Consider the following 13,165-nt stretch of genomic DNA (forward strand, 5'->3'; position numbering starts at 1 on the left):
ACACTAGGGCTATGCAGTTCTAAAGCGAAGTGAGATTAATGTTATTTCCTGCCCCGTTACAAAGCGCCACCCTGCTAAAGCGCTATAAACGTTTCTTAGTGGATTTGCGCGACGAAGATGGTAATGAGTTCACCGTGCACTGTGCTAACACCGGTAAAATGACCGGCTGTGCCGAGCCTGGCGTGCAAGCCTACTACTCCACCAGCGACAACGCCAAACGCAAATACCCGCATAGTTTGGAGCTCAGTAGTAACGCCCAAGGGGATTTAATTTGTGTTAATACCGCCGTGGCTAATAAAGTCGCTATCGAGGCCATCAACAACGATGTGATCGAGGAACTGCAAGGCTATGAACAACTACACAGTGAAGTAAAATACGGTGCAGAAAATAGCCGTATCGACATACTGTTGCGCGATGCCGACAAAGCAGATTGCTATATCGAAGTAAAATCAGTGACCTTACTTGAGCACTCAGGACAGGGTTACTTCCCCGACGCGCAAACGCTACGTGGGCAAAAACACCTGCGCGAGTTAACCGCCATGCGCCAACAAGGAAAGCGGGCGGTGTTACTGTTCGCTGTGCTGCACAGCGGCATCAACCAAGTCAGCGCCGCCGCCCATATTGATCCGGTTTACGCCGACCTCCTGCGCCAAGCGCAGCAAGCCGGCGTTGAAGTGTTAGCCTATAAAGCCCGTATCAGTGCCGAGGAGGTCACCCTCACTCAGCGCTTGGCTTTTCAAGACTAATACTCATCTCGGCAATCAAGTTGTTGCTAATGTCGCCCTCAGAAAAATACAGCGGGCGCAAAGCGGCTTGTTGCGAGTAATAACGGCTTTGGTCGTCGAAGTGTGGTGAGTCTGAGTGTGCGCTCTGAGACATGGTCAGCAACCCTTTGGCAACCGGGCCGTTCTCGGTAAAGTTCATCACAAACATCCAGCTTGAACCATAGTTGATGGGGTAACCAGATGCACTGAGATTGGAAGCCAGTGGTGCGCCGCTAAGCGCATCATTGAGCGCGGGGTAGCTAACATAAGGGATCACCGTCGAATCGGAAAGCCCACGGCGGTCAAAGCGAAATACATTAAAGCCGCCTTCGACATGCATAGGGCCAGCCCAGGGGAGTTTTTCTCCTGAGGCCATGCCCCCGGCCAGTGTTTTTTCAACGAACTGCAACTCACCCAAGGTCGCATCCAGGGCAAAACCATTGTCGGTCACATTTAGTACCGCATGTGCCAGGGCTTGTAATGCTGAGCCATCGGGGCGCAACGTGTTCGGAGTATTTGCAGCATCGATGCTGGAGAAGTTATCAAACAAATGCACTGCTGGGTCAAATAAGTGCGCAAACTCACGGATCAGCGCAGCGCCTTTGGTCTGCAAGGTCATCTTGCCGTCAAACTGAGCCAACAGCGCGCAGGCATCACTTAAGTCAACCGCCCGACCATCAAGGTTAATAGGCTCGCTGCCCTGAGCCTGACATTGGTTTACAAGCTCCGGAAAGACCAAGTCATAAAGGTAAATATCATTGCCAATTAACGCTTGTTCGAGCTCAGCTAATGAGAACTTACCGTCTTCGCCACCGCCTTCACGCAGTAGCTTGAGTCCCATGCGCGTGCGCAGTGATTGCGGGTATTGCACGTCTCCATATTGCGCGGCAAATCCTGACAGCGGTTGCTCGGGGTTGGTAAGCCAATAACTGTCATTGGAATTTTGCACATAATCGCTGCGCTCTAACTTCGGCGCCTCGGCATAAGGCACCACGCCATCAGCGGCAAATAATGAGGTATCGCCAGGGACTAAATCAAACCCTGTTTGCTCACGTAATGCCACTAATTGTGGCTCTAATCGCAGCGCCAGGTTAGCGGTTTCTCCTACTTTTAGAACGGTGGAGTCATCAATAAAAAAGGCATTGCCGTGCTTGTCCGCTGCCATGGTATTGTTGAAGGATACGCCATCAAATTCGGCAAATGCTGCCTTCATATCGTCCAAACTACTGGCGGCATTCATACGCGACCAAAAGCCCACCACATCCATATTAAATTCGTTGGCATCTTTAATGGTAAATGCATGACTGTCACTCCATCCTAACCCTTGCGCGGCTGGGGTCTCGATCATCAAGCCTTGATGTGAGTAATAGTAGTCTTTCGTCAAGGTAATACTCTGCCCTGGTGCAATGGCAACATCGACATTGATGGTTTTGCTATTAATGGCCATAGGCTCACCATCTAAGGTGTAACTTAGGCGGTCATTGTCACTGAGCGCTAACTGGTAAATAATGAAATGCCGAGCCTTGGAGAAGGTGTGAGTCCAAGCGACATGCTCATTAAAGCCGATATTGACCACACCCGGCATGCCCTGCAAGCTGCCGCCCATGACATTGAGTGATTCAGGAATGGTCAAATGCGATTGCCAGAACCTGAGGTTACCGCGATGCGGAAAATGTGGGTTCGCTAACAAGCCACCCATGCCATTTTCCATTTTATCTTTACCTAACCCCCAACCGTTCGAGCCCAAGTGCTCATACTTCTTTTCTAGCTTTAAGGTTTTCGTACGGGCATTCAAATTGGCAGCAAAACTCTGCGCCACCGCCCCGTTTTGGGCCATAACAGGTAGGTATTCATCGCCCTCACCAGGGTTGGCATAAAAGGCTAAATCAAGAAAGTTGGCAGAGCTGGCTAATTGCACTGTGGCCATAGAGTAGGCCAGCATATCTTCAGGGGTGAGCGTGATCACCCAAGGTTGTGAGGCGCACTCGGGGGCCAGATTAGCAGCCCCGGTGTCACTGACATACTTATTAAACCCAGCAACAAAGCCTTGATAATGGGCGCGACTTTGCGCATCGAGCTGGTCGTAATTTTCTGCAGCATAGTCATTAACGCCCAAGGCCTTATAGCCAAAGTCTGAAATCAAATGAGCGGAGTCGCCACTGCCAGGCACTTCATCCGGGCCAAAGTAACGACTACGGTGGCCTCGTACTTTGACGATTTGGTCCATCAACACACAGGCGTTGTCTTTGGCATAGGCATAGCCACTACCAAATGCCAAGCTCTCAACATTGTCTGCTTTAATATGAGGGACGCCGTAAGTGGTCCAACGTATATCAGCGTTTAAGGTACCATCGTCATCAAACAGCACCAGAGGTTTAGGTTCAGGGTCCGGTTGTACTGGGTCCGGGGTTTCGACCACAGGCGAGGTCTTGTCATCGGAGTCAGAGCCGCAACCATTTAAGGTTAGTGCGCTGATGACGGCAAGGCACAGCGGCGTAAACGATGTTTTCATAGGGTGTCCTTCTCTATTATTATTCTACTTGCTCTGCTTCACCTTGCCCTAAGCTCAGGTGTAAATCTTGACCTATAACGCCAAAAATTGACTTTACGCGCCAATTAGCGCAGCGTGGATAAAGAACAATAAAATAATAACAAATAGCACTATGAGTCCCTCTTTTGTCAGCCATCAAGTACTGCGCTCTTTGGTTTTGTTTTTACAAACAAAGGGGCTGAAACGAGCCGACGCCTTGCACCAGCTGCGCTGCGATGAGCAGGCACTACACCAGCCCAGTGAAAGCTTTCACCTTGGCCATTACCACCGCCTAATGCTTTGGGCGCATCAGCAACTCAATTGCGCACATATCGGCTTATACTTTGGCGTGCAATTGGACCTTGAGCGCTGGGGCGTGCTTGGTCACCTTGCTGCCGTGAGCCCTGATTTACACCGGGTCATTGACTACGGACGTCGATTTCATCCATTGGTGCGCCACACCCAAAGCCTTACCTTTCATCAGCGAGCGCAAACGCTAACTTTGGATTTAGGGCCCACGCAGTCGCACTGTTACTACGTAATTGATGAGCTTTTTGCTAGCTGGCTAAGCTTTGCTCGCATGTATGTTTTGCAAGCAGAGCAGCTGACGCCGATTGCCGTACACCTAATGCGCTCGCCACCTAATAACACCAAGGAACAGCGTATTTACGAAAACGTGTTTAAATGTCCAGTGTATTTCAATAGCAGCACTAACAGCATGACCATCGCACGGGGGTTGCTTAGCCAACCTCTCAAGCAGCCCGATACCACCCTAGAGCAGCTGTTACTGCATCAGGCTCAACAACAACTGGATGCGCGCTTTGATATACGCGAAAAAGTAAAACAACAACTGGTAGCGCATTTGCCACAGCGGCTCAATGTAGAGCAAGCGGCGCAACTGTGCGCTGTGCCAACACGTACACTGCAGCGTCATCTGGCGCAGCAGCAAACAAGCTTTTCGCAATTATTGGATGAAGCCCGTGCGCGTCTGGCTTTACAGCTCTTTGAATCCGGCTACAAAGCCATTGATATTGCAACAAAACTTGGTTTTTCTGAGCAAAGTGCGTTGCAACGAGCTTTCAAGCGCTGGTACGGCAAATCACCAAAACGTTATCTTATTACAAAAAACAACTTGAAATAGTGATCAAGAACACCATATAAAGCTGAATTAAGAAAAGAATAAACGCCACACTTTATCGTTCCTTTTTACCAGTCATGATGGATTCAGTCGCCATCGGGTTAAGAAAAAAGTGTTTGCTAAGGGGGTGGTATTCTGCTATTTATAGCCGCCGGTTATTTCCGGGGACTGTATATTAAGGATTTAGGAGAGTGTTATGCCAGAGCAGCGTAAACTAGGGTTAATCGCTCAGGCGGGGTTAGAACCGTATCAAGAACAGCCAGGCGAAGAGTATATGAATGAGCAGCAACGTGCTCACTTTCGCAAAATTCTGGAATCATGGCGTAACGAACTGAGAAATGAAGTTGACCGCACCAAGACCCATATGGCGGATGAAGCGGCTAACTTTCCAGACCCAGTCGATCGTGCCGCGCAAGAGGAAGAGTTCTCTTTGGAACTTCGCACTCGTGACCGCGAACGTAAGCTAATTAAAAAGATTGAAAAAACCCTCACACTTATCGATGAAGACGAGTTTGGTTATTGCGAATCTTGTGGTATTGAAATCGGTATTCGCCGCTTAGAAGCGCGACCAACTGCAGATTTGTGTGTGGACTGTAAATCACTCGCTGAGATTAAAGAGAAGCAAGCCGGTCGCGGTTAATCAACCATGACAACTACGGGTTTGGGCACGAGCACACCTGCCGCGCGCCATTACGTTGGCCGTTTTGCCCCTTCCCCATCCGGTCCCCTGCATTTCGGCTCTCTGGTAGCTGCTCTTGGTAGCTACCTAGATGCCCGCTGTCATCATGGCCGCTGGCTCGTTCGCATTGAAGATATTGACACTCCACGCGTCAAAGCCGGCGCTGATACCGACATTCTAAAAACCCTCGAAGCCTATGCACTGCATTGGCATGGTGACGTCGTTTACCAAAGCCAACGTTTAGAGCGCTATCAAGCAATCACCGATGAACTTTATGACCGAGGTTTAATTTACCGCTGTCAATGCACCCGCAAACAAATTAAAGCCATGGGCGGCGTCTATGACAATCGCTGCCGCAACTTGACGGTCAGCGGTGATGAATATGCCCTCAGATTAGTTCAAAACCAGATTGTCGAGCGTTTTCAAGACCGCCTTCAAGGCGAGGTAAAAGTGTTGGCGCAACAAGCACGCGAAGACTACATTATTAAGCGCCGGGACGGCTTGTTCGCATACCAACTGGTCGTGGTCATCGATGACATTGACCAAGGCATTACTGATGTTGTCCGTGGTGCCGACTTACTTATCCCCAGCGCACGGCAAATCGGCTTATTTACTGAATTAGGGGCCCCTCCACCGAGCTATATGCATCTGCCGTTAGCTGTGGCCAGCCCAGGCTTTAAGCTGTCGAAGCAAAATTACGCGCCAGCTATCGAGCGCGCACACCCTCAACCAGCTCTATTAGATGCATTACGCTTTTTAGGTTTTCAACCTGACCCTGAACTGATCCATGAGCGCGCTGCAACCATTGTTGATTGGGCTGTTAGCCAATACCCTAAAATACAGCTGCGTCAGGCCCTAGAAGTGCAAGTAAGTGAAAATGAAGCGGGCAACACCGAATTAACCACCCTATAAAGCCGTGATTTTTTGCTCCCTCGCTTAATTTTTCCGCCGCGCTGGTATATTATAAGCCACTTCTAAAATCGCCATAAATGCAGCCTAGGAGAGCGATTATCATTTCCAAATTGTTTCATTTTTGCCGACAAGCACTGTCCGCAAAAGAGCACATTGACGCCCACTCAGCAACCGTAGGGACGCTCGACGAGCCGGTGATTATCCCCCGCAGCGAGCACGGGATTTCGCGCAGCCAGTTTAGCCCCAACGCGTTAAAAGTATTATACCGACTCAAGGACGGTGGTTTTGAAGCCTACCTAGTCGGTGGTTGTGTGCGCGATTTGCTACTGGGTCTGCAACCAAAAGACTTTGATGTCGTTACCAATGCGACGCCAGAGCAGGTTAAGAAGCTGTTTCGCAACTGTCGTTTAATTGGTCGTCGCTTTCGTCTCGCGCATATCGTATTTGGCCGCGAGATCATTGAAGTGGCGACCATGCGTGGTCACCACGAGGCGCAAGACTCAAAAAATAACGTCAGTCAGTCATCTGAGCATGGTCAACTGCTGCGCGACAACGTCTACGGTACTATCGACGAAGATGCCGAGCGCCGTGATTTCACTATCAATGCGCTGTACTACTCAATTAAAGATTTCTGCATTTATGATTACGCTAATGGCATCGCAGCCATTAAAGGCCGCCGCATAGAGCTTATTGGCGATCCAGAGACACGCTACCGCGAAGACCCTGTGCGGATGTTGCGTGCCATTCGCTTTGCCACCAAGTTAGACATGAGCATTAGCAGCGCTACAGCAAAACCCATTACTGAATTGGCTGACTTACTTGCGCATATCCCGCCGGCTCGTTTGTTTGAAGAGTGTTTGAAGTTGTTTTTGGGCGGCAAAGCCGAAGCTAATTTCCATGCTTTGCGCCAATATGGGTTATTTAAGTATTTATTTCCCGCATTGGACAAGCTGCTTGATGCCAACCCAGGTGGTCAAGAAGAGCATTTTATAGCGCAGATGTTTGCCAATACCGATGTGCGGATTAACGGCGACAAAAAAGTCACCCCGGCGTTTATTTTTGCCGCACTGCTGTGGTTCCCGCTGTTAGAGCGTTGTCAGTTGTTGATGCAACGCGATCAATTGCCACATTTTGAAGCCTTGGCTGCGGCCATGAACCAAATTTTATCGGAAAACGCCCAACATGTGGCAGTGCCAAAGCGCTTCACGCTAGGAGCACGAGACATTTGGCACATTCAACACCGTTTTGATAAACGCGGTGGCCAACGTGCCTATCGCCTGAGCCAGCAACCACGCTTTAAAGCCGCTTACGACTTTATGTTGTTACTGGTAGATAGCGGTCAAGAGGACCTAAAAGAGCTGGCTGATTGGTGGAGCGCCTACCTTAATGCCGATGTGAACGGTCAAAAGATGATGGTCAAAGCCCTAGGAGGCAATAACCGCCCTCGTCGGCGTCGTCGTAGCGGCGGCTCACGCAACCGCAACAAACCTAAGGGTGAGTCACAATAATGACTCAGGTGTACTTAGGATTAGGTGCAAACCAAGGCGACCCTATCGCCCAATTACACCATGCCATTACTGAACTCAAGGCTCTGCCGGGTACCACAGCACACCGCTGCTCGGCGCTGTACGCCAGTAAACCTATGGGACCGCAAGATCAGCCCGACTATGTGAATGCGGTGCTCGCAATGCAATGCACCTTAGGCGCACACCAACTTCTCGATGCCACTCAAGCGATTGAACAACGACTCGGTCGAGTGCGCAAGGCCGAGCGCTGGGGGCCACGTACTTTAGATATCGATATCCTCTTATTTGGCGAGCAATGCATTGATGATGCCCGCCTCACAGTGCCACATTACGGTATGAAAGAGCGTGAATTTGTGCTCTACCCACTTTATGAGCTAGCTCCTGATTTACATCTACCAGATGGCAGCTCGCTGCAACGCCTCGTGGCCAATACCCCACGCAATGGCTTAGAACAACTCTAATAAGGACAGCATATGGCGAAGATCTCAGTTTCTACTCTGGCAAAGAAAAAACAAGCAGGTGAAAAAATAACCTCGCTTACAGCCTATGATGCCAGTTTTGCCAAACTTTTTGCCGACAATGGCGTTGATGCCGTATTGGTCGGTGACTCCCTCGGCATGGTACTGCAAGGCAGTGATGATACGCTCGCAGTCAGCATAGAGGATATTGCATATCACACGCGTTGCGTTCGCGCTGGCAGCCGCGATTTGTTTGTCATCGCTGATATGCCATTTATGACTTACAACACTGTTGCAGCAAGCTGCGAGAATGCAGCTAAGCTGATGCGTGCCGGTGCCAACATGGTTAAGGTGGAAGGCGGTGAGTGGTTGCATGACAGTATCCGAGCTCTCACTCAGCAAGGCGTACCGGTTTGTGGACATTTGGGGCTAACGCCGCAATCGGTCCATGTGTTTGGCGGCTTTAAAATTCAAGGCCGTGACCAAGCGCAAGCGCAGAAAATGATTGCCGATGCGCAAGCATTAGAGCAGGCTGGAGCGCAGCTTTTGGTACTTGAATGCATACCTAGCGCCTTAGCCAAAGCCATCACCGATGCGGTGAATATTCCCACTATAGGCATTGGCGCAGGCAACCAGACCGATGGACAGATTCTGGTTATGCATGATTTAGTCGGTATTTCCGCAGGGTATATTCCCAAATTCTCGAAAAACTTTCTTGCCGAAACCGGTAACATGCCTGCGGCGGTGCAGAAGTTTTGTGAAGATGTAAAAAGTGGTGCCTTTCCTGGCCCTGACCATGAATTCAATTAGACGAAGATAGCTATGCAGACTACCAGCGAAATTCGCTCACTACGCAGCCAAATTAAGTCTTGGCGCCAAGCGGGGTTGAGCATCGCCTTTATTCCAACTATGGGCAACTTACATGAGGGGCACTACTCACTTGTTGATAAAGCGAAAACGTTAGCAGATAAGGTGGTCGTCAGTATTTTTGTTAACCCTATGCAATTTGGTGCCAATGAGGATTTAGATGCGTACCCGCGTACCTTAAAAGCTGATCAACAGGGGTTGAGTGAGCGCGGTGCCGATTACTTATTTACTCCCACGGTACAAACCATCTACCCCAATGGCTTAGAAAGTCAAAGCTATGTTGACGTCCCTGGCGTGTCATTGGGTTATTGCGGCGGTGCCCGCCCAGGACACTTTCGCGGTGTTGCTACTGTGGTCACTAAGCTTTTCAATTTAGTACAGCCTGACTTCGCCTGTTTTGGCGAGAAGGACTTTCAACAGCTACAAGTTATAAAAACCATGGTGCGCGACCTGTCCATGCCTATAGAGGTCATCGGTGTGCCAACCCAACGAGATGTGAATGGTTTAGCACTAAGCTCTCGGAATAACTATCTTAATGAAGCGCAAAAGCAGCAAGCGAGCACCTTGTTTACGACCTTGCAGTGGGTCAAAGAACAAATACAGGCCGGTAATAACGACTTTGCCGACTTGGAGCATCAAGCTATCGCCCGCATAGAACAGCAAGGGCTGCGTATCGATTACTTTAATGTGGCTGAGCGCAATCGACTGACAGCAGCGACAGCCAAAGACTCTGAGCTGGTGTTATTGGTGGCCGCCTATTTGGATAAAGTGAGACTTATCGATAATTTAACGCTAGACTGCAGCTAAGTAACAGAAAAATAAAAGGGATGAATACCATGAAAGCGATTTTCGCGTTAGCTTTAGTCGCCGCTCTAAGTGGCTGTCAGAATAGTGTGGAAAACCCTGAGCTTAACCAGTGTGCGCAGCAAAATTTTCAGTGTGAAACCAACTGTAGCAACAGCACCGTTGAAGAGAGTATGACCAACACCGTGTGCGTGGCCCAGTGCCAAGAAATCTACAACCGCTGTAAAGAGCAAGCCGAAAAGCTCGGCGAAATTCAATAACCAAACAAGCCGCCTAGAGCGGCTTTTTTATGATTCATTGCTGAGCACAACTAAAGTCCCCTCCAGGGTGCGCACATAGGCGTAGGTGAGCCCTTGATGAGTTGCCGGTGGCGACAGTGGTTCAGCCCCAGCGGCCACCGCTTTAGCAAAGCTCTGGGCAACATTATCGCAGCATAAACTCAACTCAAAGCCCAGTGCCGGTTGCTTTGGCTGGGTACGGATATATTCTTGGCGAAAGCGTGATTGCGCAAATGGATGGCTGGCAAAGGCGATTTTGGCGACCCCGCAGGCTAGTTGGCCGTAAGTGCCTTGCTCGTCAATGTAGTGTGTCGATAAACCAAAAGCTTGGTAATAAAAATCCAGCACTTCTTCGACATTATCAACGAAGATAGTCGTCCCTACGCACTTCATAGCCACTCGTTTTATTTCTGAACAATAGCTTAAGAATAGCGCTAAGGGCGTATAAAATAAACAAAAACGGCGCTCTAATTGCGCCGCTTTCCTTACTTACCTTTAGACTCTTGGCTGATTTTTTTCAGCTTCCGTCGCTGTGATAAGGTCATTTTATTACTGCGTCCCGCATAAGGGTTATCCCCTTCACGGAATTCAATTTTGATCGGCGTCCCCATGATGTCTAGAGCTTTGCGATAATAGTTCATTAAGTAACGCTTATAGCTATCCGGCAACTCATGCACTTGGTTACCATGAATGACGATACGCGGTGGGTTATAGCCACCGGCGTGCGCATACTTTAACTTCACTCGACGACCACGCACCAAAGGTGGTTGGTGATCCGCCTGTGCCATATCCATGATCCGCCGTAACATCGCCGTACTAATTCGTTTAGTGGCGCTATCAAAGGCTTCTTCCACCGACTCAAATAAATGCCCTACCCCAGTGCCGTGCAGCGCTGAGATAAAGTGAATACGCGCAAAGTCAACAAAGCCAAGACGACGGTCTAACTCAGACTTAATACGGTCTTTGACATCGGTATCCAGTCCGTCCCATTTATTTACCGCCAATACCAAGGAGCGTCCGGCATTGAGGGCAAAACCAAGCAAGCTTAGGTCTTGATCGGAAATGCCTGTGCGCGCATCAATCACCAACAGCACAACGTTCGAATCTTCTATGGCCTTGAGCGTTTTAATCACCGAAAACTTCTCAACCACATCACTGACTTTCTTGCGCTTTCGAACACCGGCAGTGTCTATCAACACATACTCGCGCTCATTGCGAGTCATAGGAATATAAATGGAGTCTCGTGTGGTACCTGGCATATCATAAACAATCACCCGCTCTTCACCAAGGATACGGTTAGTGAGTGTTGACTTACCAACATTAGGGCGACCAATAATAGCCAATTTTATGGCTTGATTCTCCAGCTCTTGCTGAGCTTCGTCACTCAGCTCACCGTCGTGATCAAACGCAGCAAAGGCTTCTTCCTCAGTGTCAGCCTCTAATGCGCTGAGCTCCTCGATAACCGGGTGCAATGCTGTAGTAAGTAGCCCAGCTATACCACGACCGTGGGCAGCTGCAATCTGGTATACCTCTCCGAGGGCTAACTGATAAAACTCCGCACAGTTGGAATCAGCATCGATGCCGTCGGTTTTATTTGCTACCAAGAACACCTTTTTTTCCTGCTTACGCAGGTGGTGGGCAATGGCCTGATCAGCCACCGTCATGCCAGCACGAGCATCGACTAAAAACAGCACCACATCGGCTTCATCAATCGCCAACAACGATTGCTCCGCCATTTCTGTTTCTATGCCCTCTTCAGAGCCATCGATACCACCGGTGTCGACCACAATAAAGTCATAGCCATCATAGCTCGCTTGACCATATTTACGATCACGAGTGAGCCCGGGAAAATCAGCAACGAGCGCATCTCGAGTGCGAGTTAAGCGGTTAAACAATGTCGACTTACCAACATTAGGTCGCCCCACTAAGGCGATCACAGGAAGCATAATATACCTCTTAAACAACAAAAAAGCTCCGCCATGACCAATTGGCCTGAAGGCGAAGCCTATTTTAGGGCAAAGCCCAATTAATCTAACTTACGGCGCTTTAACGGCGCTTACTTCGCCATCGCGCGTGACAATGATCAAGCGATCATCAGCAACCACAGGTTCAACGTAAAACCCTGAGCCATCAAACTCGTGACGAGCGACTAACTCACCGCTGTTGCGGTCTAGCCAGTGCAAGTTACCTTCTTGGTCACCCACAGCGAGGTAATCACCTAGTACTGCAGGGCCTGTGATATACCAGCCACGCAGTGCTGGCTGTGACCAGCGTTCGATCCCCGAACTCTTATCTAAAGCATAGATAACACCATCAGAATCGACCACATAAATCGTAGTACCAACAATACTGAATTCGCGGTAGCTGCTGTATTCACGCTTCCAGACCACGTTACCAGAGCGAATATCAACGGCAGCCAAGTTGCCATTATAAGCTAAGGTGTACACCATAGAGCCGCTTACTTTGGGCTCAGTGTCAACGTCGACTAAACGTTCGAACTCAGAAGCACCTTTAGGCTGGGCAATATCTGCCTGCCACGCGGCAAATCCACTATCGGAAATAAGCACAGATAACTTACCCGTCTCTTCACCCACTAAGACTCCGCCATTCGCGACAGTGGGAGCACTTAGGCCACGCAAGGTCAACGGCGGCACTTCTTGCTCATAGCGCCAGCGCTCTTCCCCGCTATCAGGGTGTAACGCCAGTAACTTACCCGAGCCTAAGTTAACGTAAACCAGGCCATCTCCGGCGGCGGGCTTTGATAGCGCTTCACCGGGAACACTTTTACGCCAAATGACCTCACCAGTTTCTCGGTCAAGAGCAACCACTTGGCCATGCTCCGAGCCGATAAATAGCTTGCCATAGGCTTGCAAGATACCACCTGAGAGTTTGGCGCTGTCTGTGCTTTCCCATGGCCAAAACGAGGCGTCTGCGCGCACATCGTTCTCCCACAAGACGTCGCCATCAGTTAATGACAATGCTTGTACTTCACCAAAACGCGAGGCAACAAAGACGCGGTCTTTATAAACAGCGGGCTGTAAACGAGAAAAATAATGCTCTACACCATCTCCCACAGTTTCTTGCCACAACACTTGCGTTTCAAACTGGTTGGCAATCTCTGGTAACACCAACTCATCTTCATCACTGGAAGAGCAACCGGTGAGCGACGCCATACACAGTGCTAAGCCTGCCAGGGTTAACTTTTTCAT

13 protein-coding genes are annotated in these 13,165 nt (G+C 49.6%); 9 read left to right on the forward strand and 4 right to left on the reverse strand.

Annotation, left to right across the window (positions count from 1 at the left end; all coding sequences use genetic code 11):
- The first annotated feature begins 38 nt into the window (after window positions 1-38).
- A complete protein-coding gene (sfsA, locus tag W04_RS04730) occupies window positions 39-746 on the forward strand; it encodes a DNA/RNA nuclease SfsA (protein ID WP_053910013.1) in 708 nt (235 codons plus the stop codon).
- On the opposite strand, the gene W04_RS04735 is transcribed toward sfsA, so the two are convergent.
- On the reverse strand, window positions 718-3,276 hold the full coding sequence (locus W04_RS04735) for a penicillin acylase family protein (protein WP_053910014.1): 2,559 nt from the start codon (window positions 3,274-3,276) through the stop codon (window positions 718-720). The two genes, sfsA and W04_RS04735, sit on opposite strands and share 29 nt — an antisense overlap.
- 151 nt (window positions 3,277-3,427) lie before the next feature.
- Here W04_RS04735 and W04_RS04740 point away from each other — a divergent pair, with 151 nt between their 5' ends.
- From W04_RS04740 to W04_RS04775, 8 genes are all read left to right on the forward strand, one after another.
- Window positions 3,428-4,435, forward strand: coding sequence for an AraC family transcriptional regulator (locus W04_RS04740; RefSeq protein WP_053910015.1), 1,008 nt, complete (start codon window positions 3,428-3,430; stop codon window positions 4,433-4,435).
- Window positions 4,436-4,628: 193 nt separating this feature from the next.
- Entirely contained in the window at window positions 4,629-5,072 is a 444-nt protein-coding gene (gene dksA / locus W04_RS04745; RefSeq protein WP_022944268.1) for an RNA polymerase-binding protein DksA, read from the forward strand.
- Window positions 5,073-5,078: 6 nt separating this feature from the next.
- The gene (gene gluQRS / locus W04_RS04750; protein ID WP_053910016.1) at window positions 5,079-6,023 is read left to right on the forward strand and encodes a tRNA glutamyl-Q(34) synthetase GluQRS; all 945 of its coding nucleotides are present in this window, start codon (window positions 5,079-5,081) and stop codon (window positions 6,021-6,023) included.
- A gap of 77 nt (window positions 6,024-6,100) precedes the next feature.
- Entirely contained in the window at window positions 6,101-7,531 is a 1,431-nt protein-coding gene (gene pcnB, locus W04_RS04755; RefSeq protein ID WP_082342143.1) for a polynucleotide adenylyltransferase PcnB, read from the forward strand.
- On the forward strand, window positions 7,531-8,010 hold the full coding sequence (folK, locus tag W04_RS04760; RefSeq protein ID WP_053910017.1) for a 2-amino-4-hydroxy-6-hydroxymethyldihydropteridine diphosphokinase: 480 nt from the start codon (window positions 7,531-7,533) through the stop codon (window positions 8,008-8,010). The genes pcnB and folK overlap by 1 nt, the downstream gene beginning before the upstream one ends.
- 12 nt (window positions 8,011-8,022) lie before the next feature.
- Window positions 8,023-8,817, forward strand: a complete 795-nt coding sequence (gene panB, locus W04_RS04765; protein WP_053910018.1) for a 3-methyl-2-oxobutanoate hydroxymethyltransferase — start codon at window positions 8,023-8,025, stop codon at window positions 8,815-8,817.
- Window positions 8,818-8,829: 12 nt separating this feature from the next.
- Window positions 8,830-9,681, forward strand: a complete 852-nt coding sequence (gene panC / locus W04_RS04770; protein WP_053910019.1) for a pantoate--beta-alanine ligase — start codon at window positions 8,830-8,832, stop codon at window positions 9,679-9,681.
- Between the two features lie 29 nt (window positions 9,682-9,710).
- Complete coding sequence (locus tag W04_RS04775) at window positions 9,711-9,938, forward strand: hypothetical protein (RefSeq protein WP_022944274.1); 228 nt, start codon at window positions 9,711-9,713, stop codon at window positions 9,936-9,938.
- A gap of 27 nt (window positions 9,939-9,965) precedes the next feature.
- Here W04_RS04775 and W04_RS04780 read toward each other — a convergent pair whose 3' ends face one another.
- The 3 genes from W04_RS04780 to bamB all read right to left on the reverse strand — a co-directional run bounded on the left by W04_RS04780 (window position 9,966) and on the right by bamB (window position 13,165).
- On the reverse strand, window positions 9,966-10,349 hold the full coding sequence (locus tag W04_RS04780; protein WP_053910020.1) for a VOC family protein: 384 nt from the start codon (window positions 10,347-10,349) through the stop codon (window positions 9,966-9,968).
- A 92-nt stretch (window positions 10,350-10,441) separates the two neighbouring features.
- Window positions 10,442-11,902, reverse strand: a complete 1,461-nt coding sequence (gene der, locus W04_RS04785; RefSeq protein ID WP_053910021.1) for a ribosome biogenesis GTPase Der — start codon at window positions 11,900-11,902, stop codon at window positions 10,442-10,444.
- 90 nt (window positions 11,903-11,992) lie between these two features.
- Window positions 11,993-13,165 carry an outer membrane protein assembly factor BamB gene (gene bamB, locus W04_RS04790; RefSeq protein ID WP_022944277.1) on the reverse strand — a complete coding sequence of 391 codons (1,173 nt, stop codon included), beginning with the start codon at window positions 13,163-13,165 and terminating at the stop codon, window positions 11,993-11,995.

This window comes from Pseudoalteromonas sp. SW0106-04, assembly GCF_001293805.1.
In the GTDB taxonomy this organism is placed as follows: Bacteria; Pseudomonadota; Gammaproteobacteria; order Enterobacterales; family Alteromonadaceae; genus Pseudoalteromonas; species Pseudoalteromonas ruthenica.

Excerpts from the sequence above, each read along its gene's own strand:
- folK (WP_053910017.1), top strand. The coding sequence starts at position 7,531 with ATGACTCAGGTGTACTTAGGATTAGGTGCAAACCAAGGCGACCCTATC.
- bamB (WP_022944277.1), bottom strand. The coding sequence starts at position 13,165 with ATGAAAAAGTTAACCCTGGCAGGCTTAGCACTGTGTATGGCGTCGCTC.
- dksA (WP_022944268.1), top strand. The coding sequence starts at position 4,629 with ATGCCAGAGCAGCGTAAACTAGGGTTAATCGCTCAGGCGGGGTTAGAA.
- panB (WP_053910018.1), top strand. The coding sequence starts at position 8,023 with ATGGCGAAGATCTCAGTTTCTACTCTGGCAAAGAAAAAACAAGCAGGT.
- W04_RS04735 (WP_053910014.1), bottom strand. The coding sequence starts at position 3,276 with ATGAAAACATCGTTTACGCCGCTGTGCCTTGCCGTCATCAGCGCACTA.
- gluQRS (WP_053910016.1), top strand. The coding sequence starts at position 5,079 with ATGACAACTACGGGTTTGGGCACGAGCACACCTGCCGCGCGCCATTAC.
- W04_RS04740 (WP_053910015.1), top strand. The coding sequence starts at position 3,428 with ATGAGTCCCTCTTTTGTCAGCCATCAAGTACTGCGCTCTTTGGTTTTG.
- der (WP_053910021.1), bottom strand. The coding sequence starts at position 11,902 with ATGCTTCCTGTGATCGCCTTAGTGGGGCGACCTAATGTTGGTAAGTCG.
- sfsA (WP_053910013.1), top strand. The coding sequence starts at position 39 with ATGTTATTTCCTGCCCCGTTACAAAGCGCCACCCTGCTAAAGCGCTAT.
- W04_RS04775 (WP_022944274.1), top strand. The coding sequence starts at position 9,711 with ATGAAAGCGATTTTCGCGTTAGCTTTAGTCGCCGCTCTAAGTGGCTGT.
- panC (WP_053910019.1), top strand. The coding sequence starts at position 8,830 with ATGCAGACTACCAGCGAAATTCGCTCACTACGCAGCCAAATTAAGTCT.
- pcnB (WP_082342143.1), top strand. The coding sequence starts at position 6,101 with ATGCAGCCTAGGAGAGCGATTATCATTTCCAAATTGTTTCATTTTTGC.
- W04_RS04780 (WP_053910020.1), bottom strand. The coding sequence starts at position 10,349 with ATGAAGTGCGTAGGGACGACTATCTTCGTTGATAATGTCGAAGAAGTG.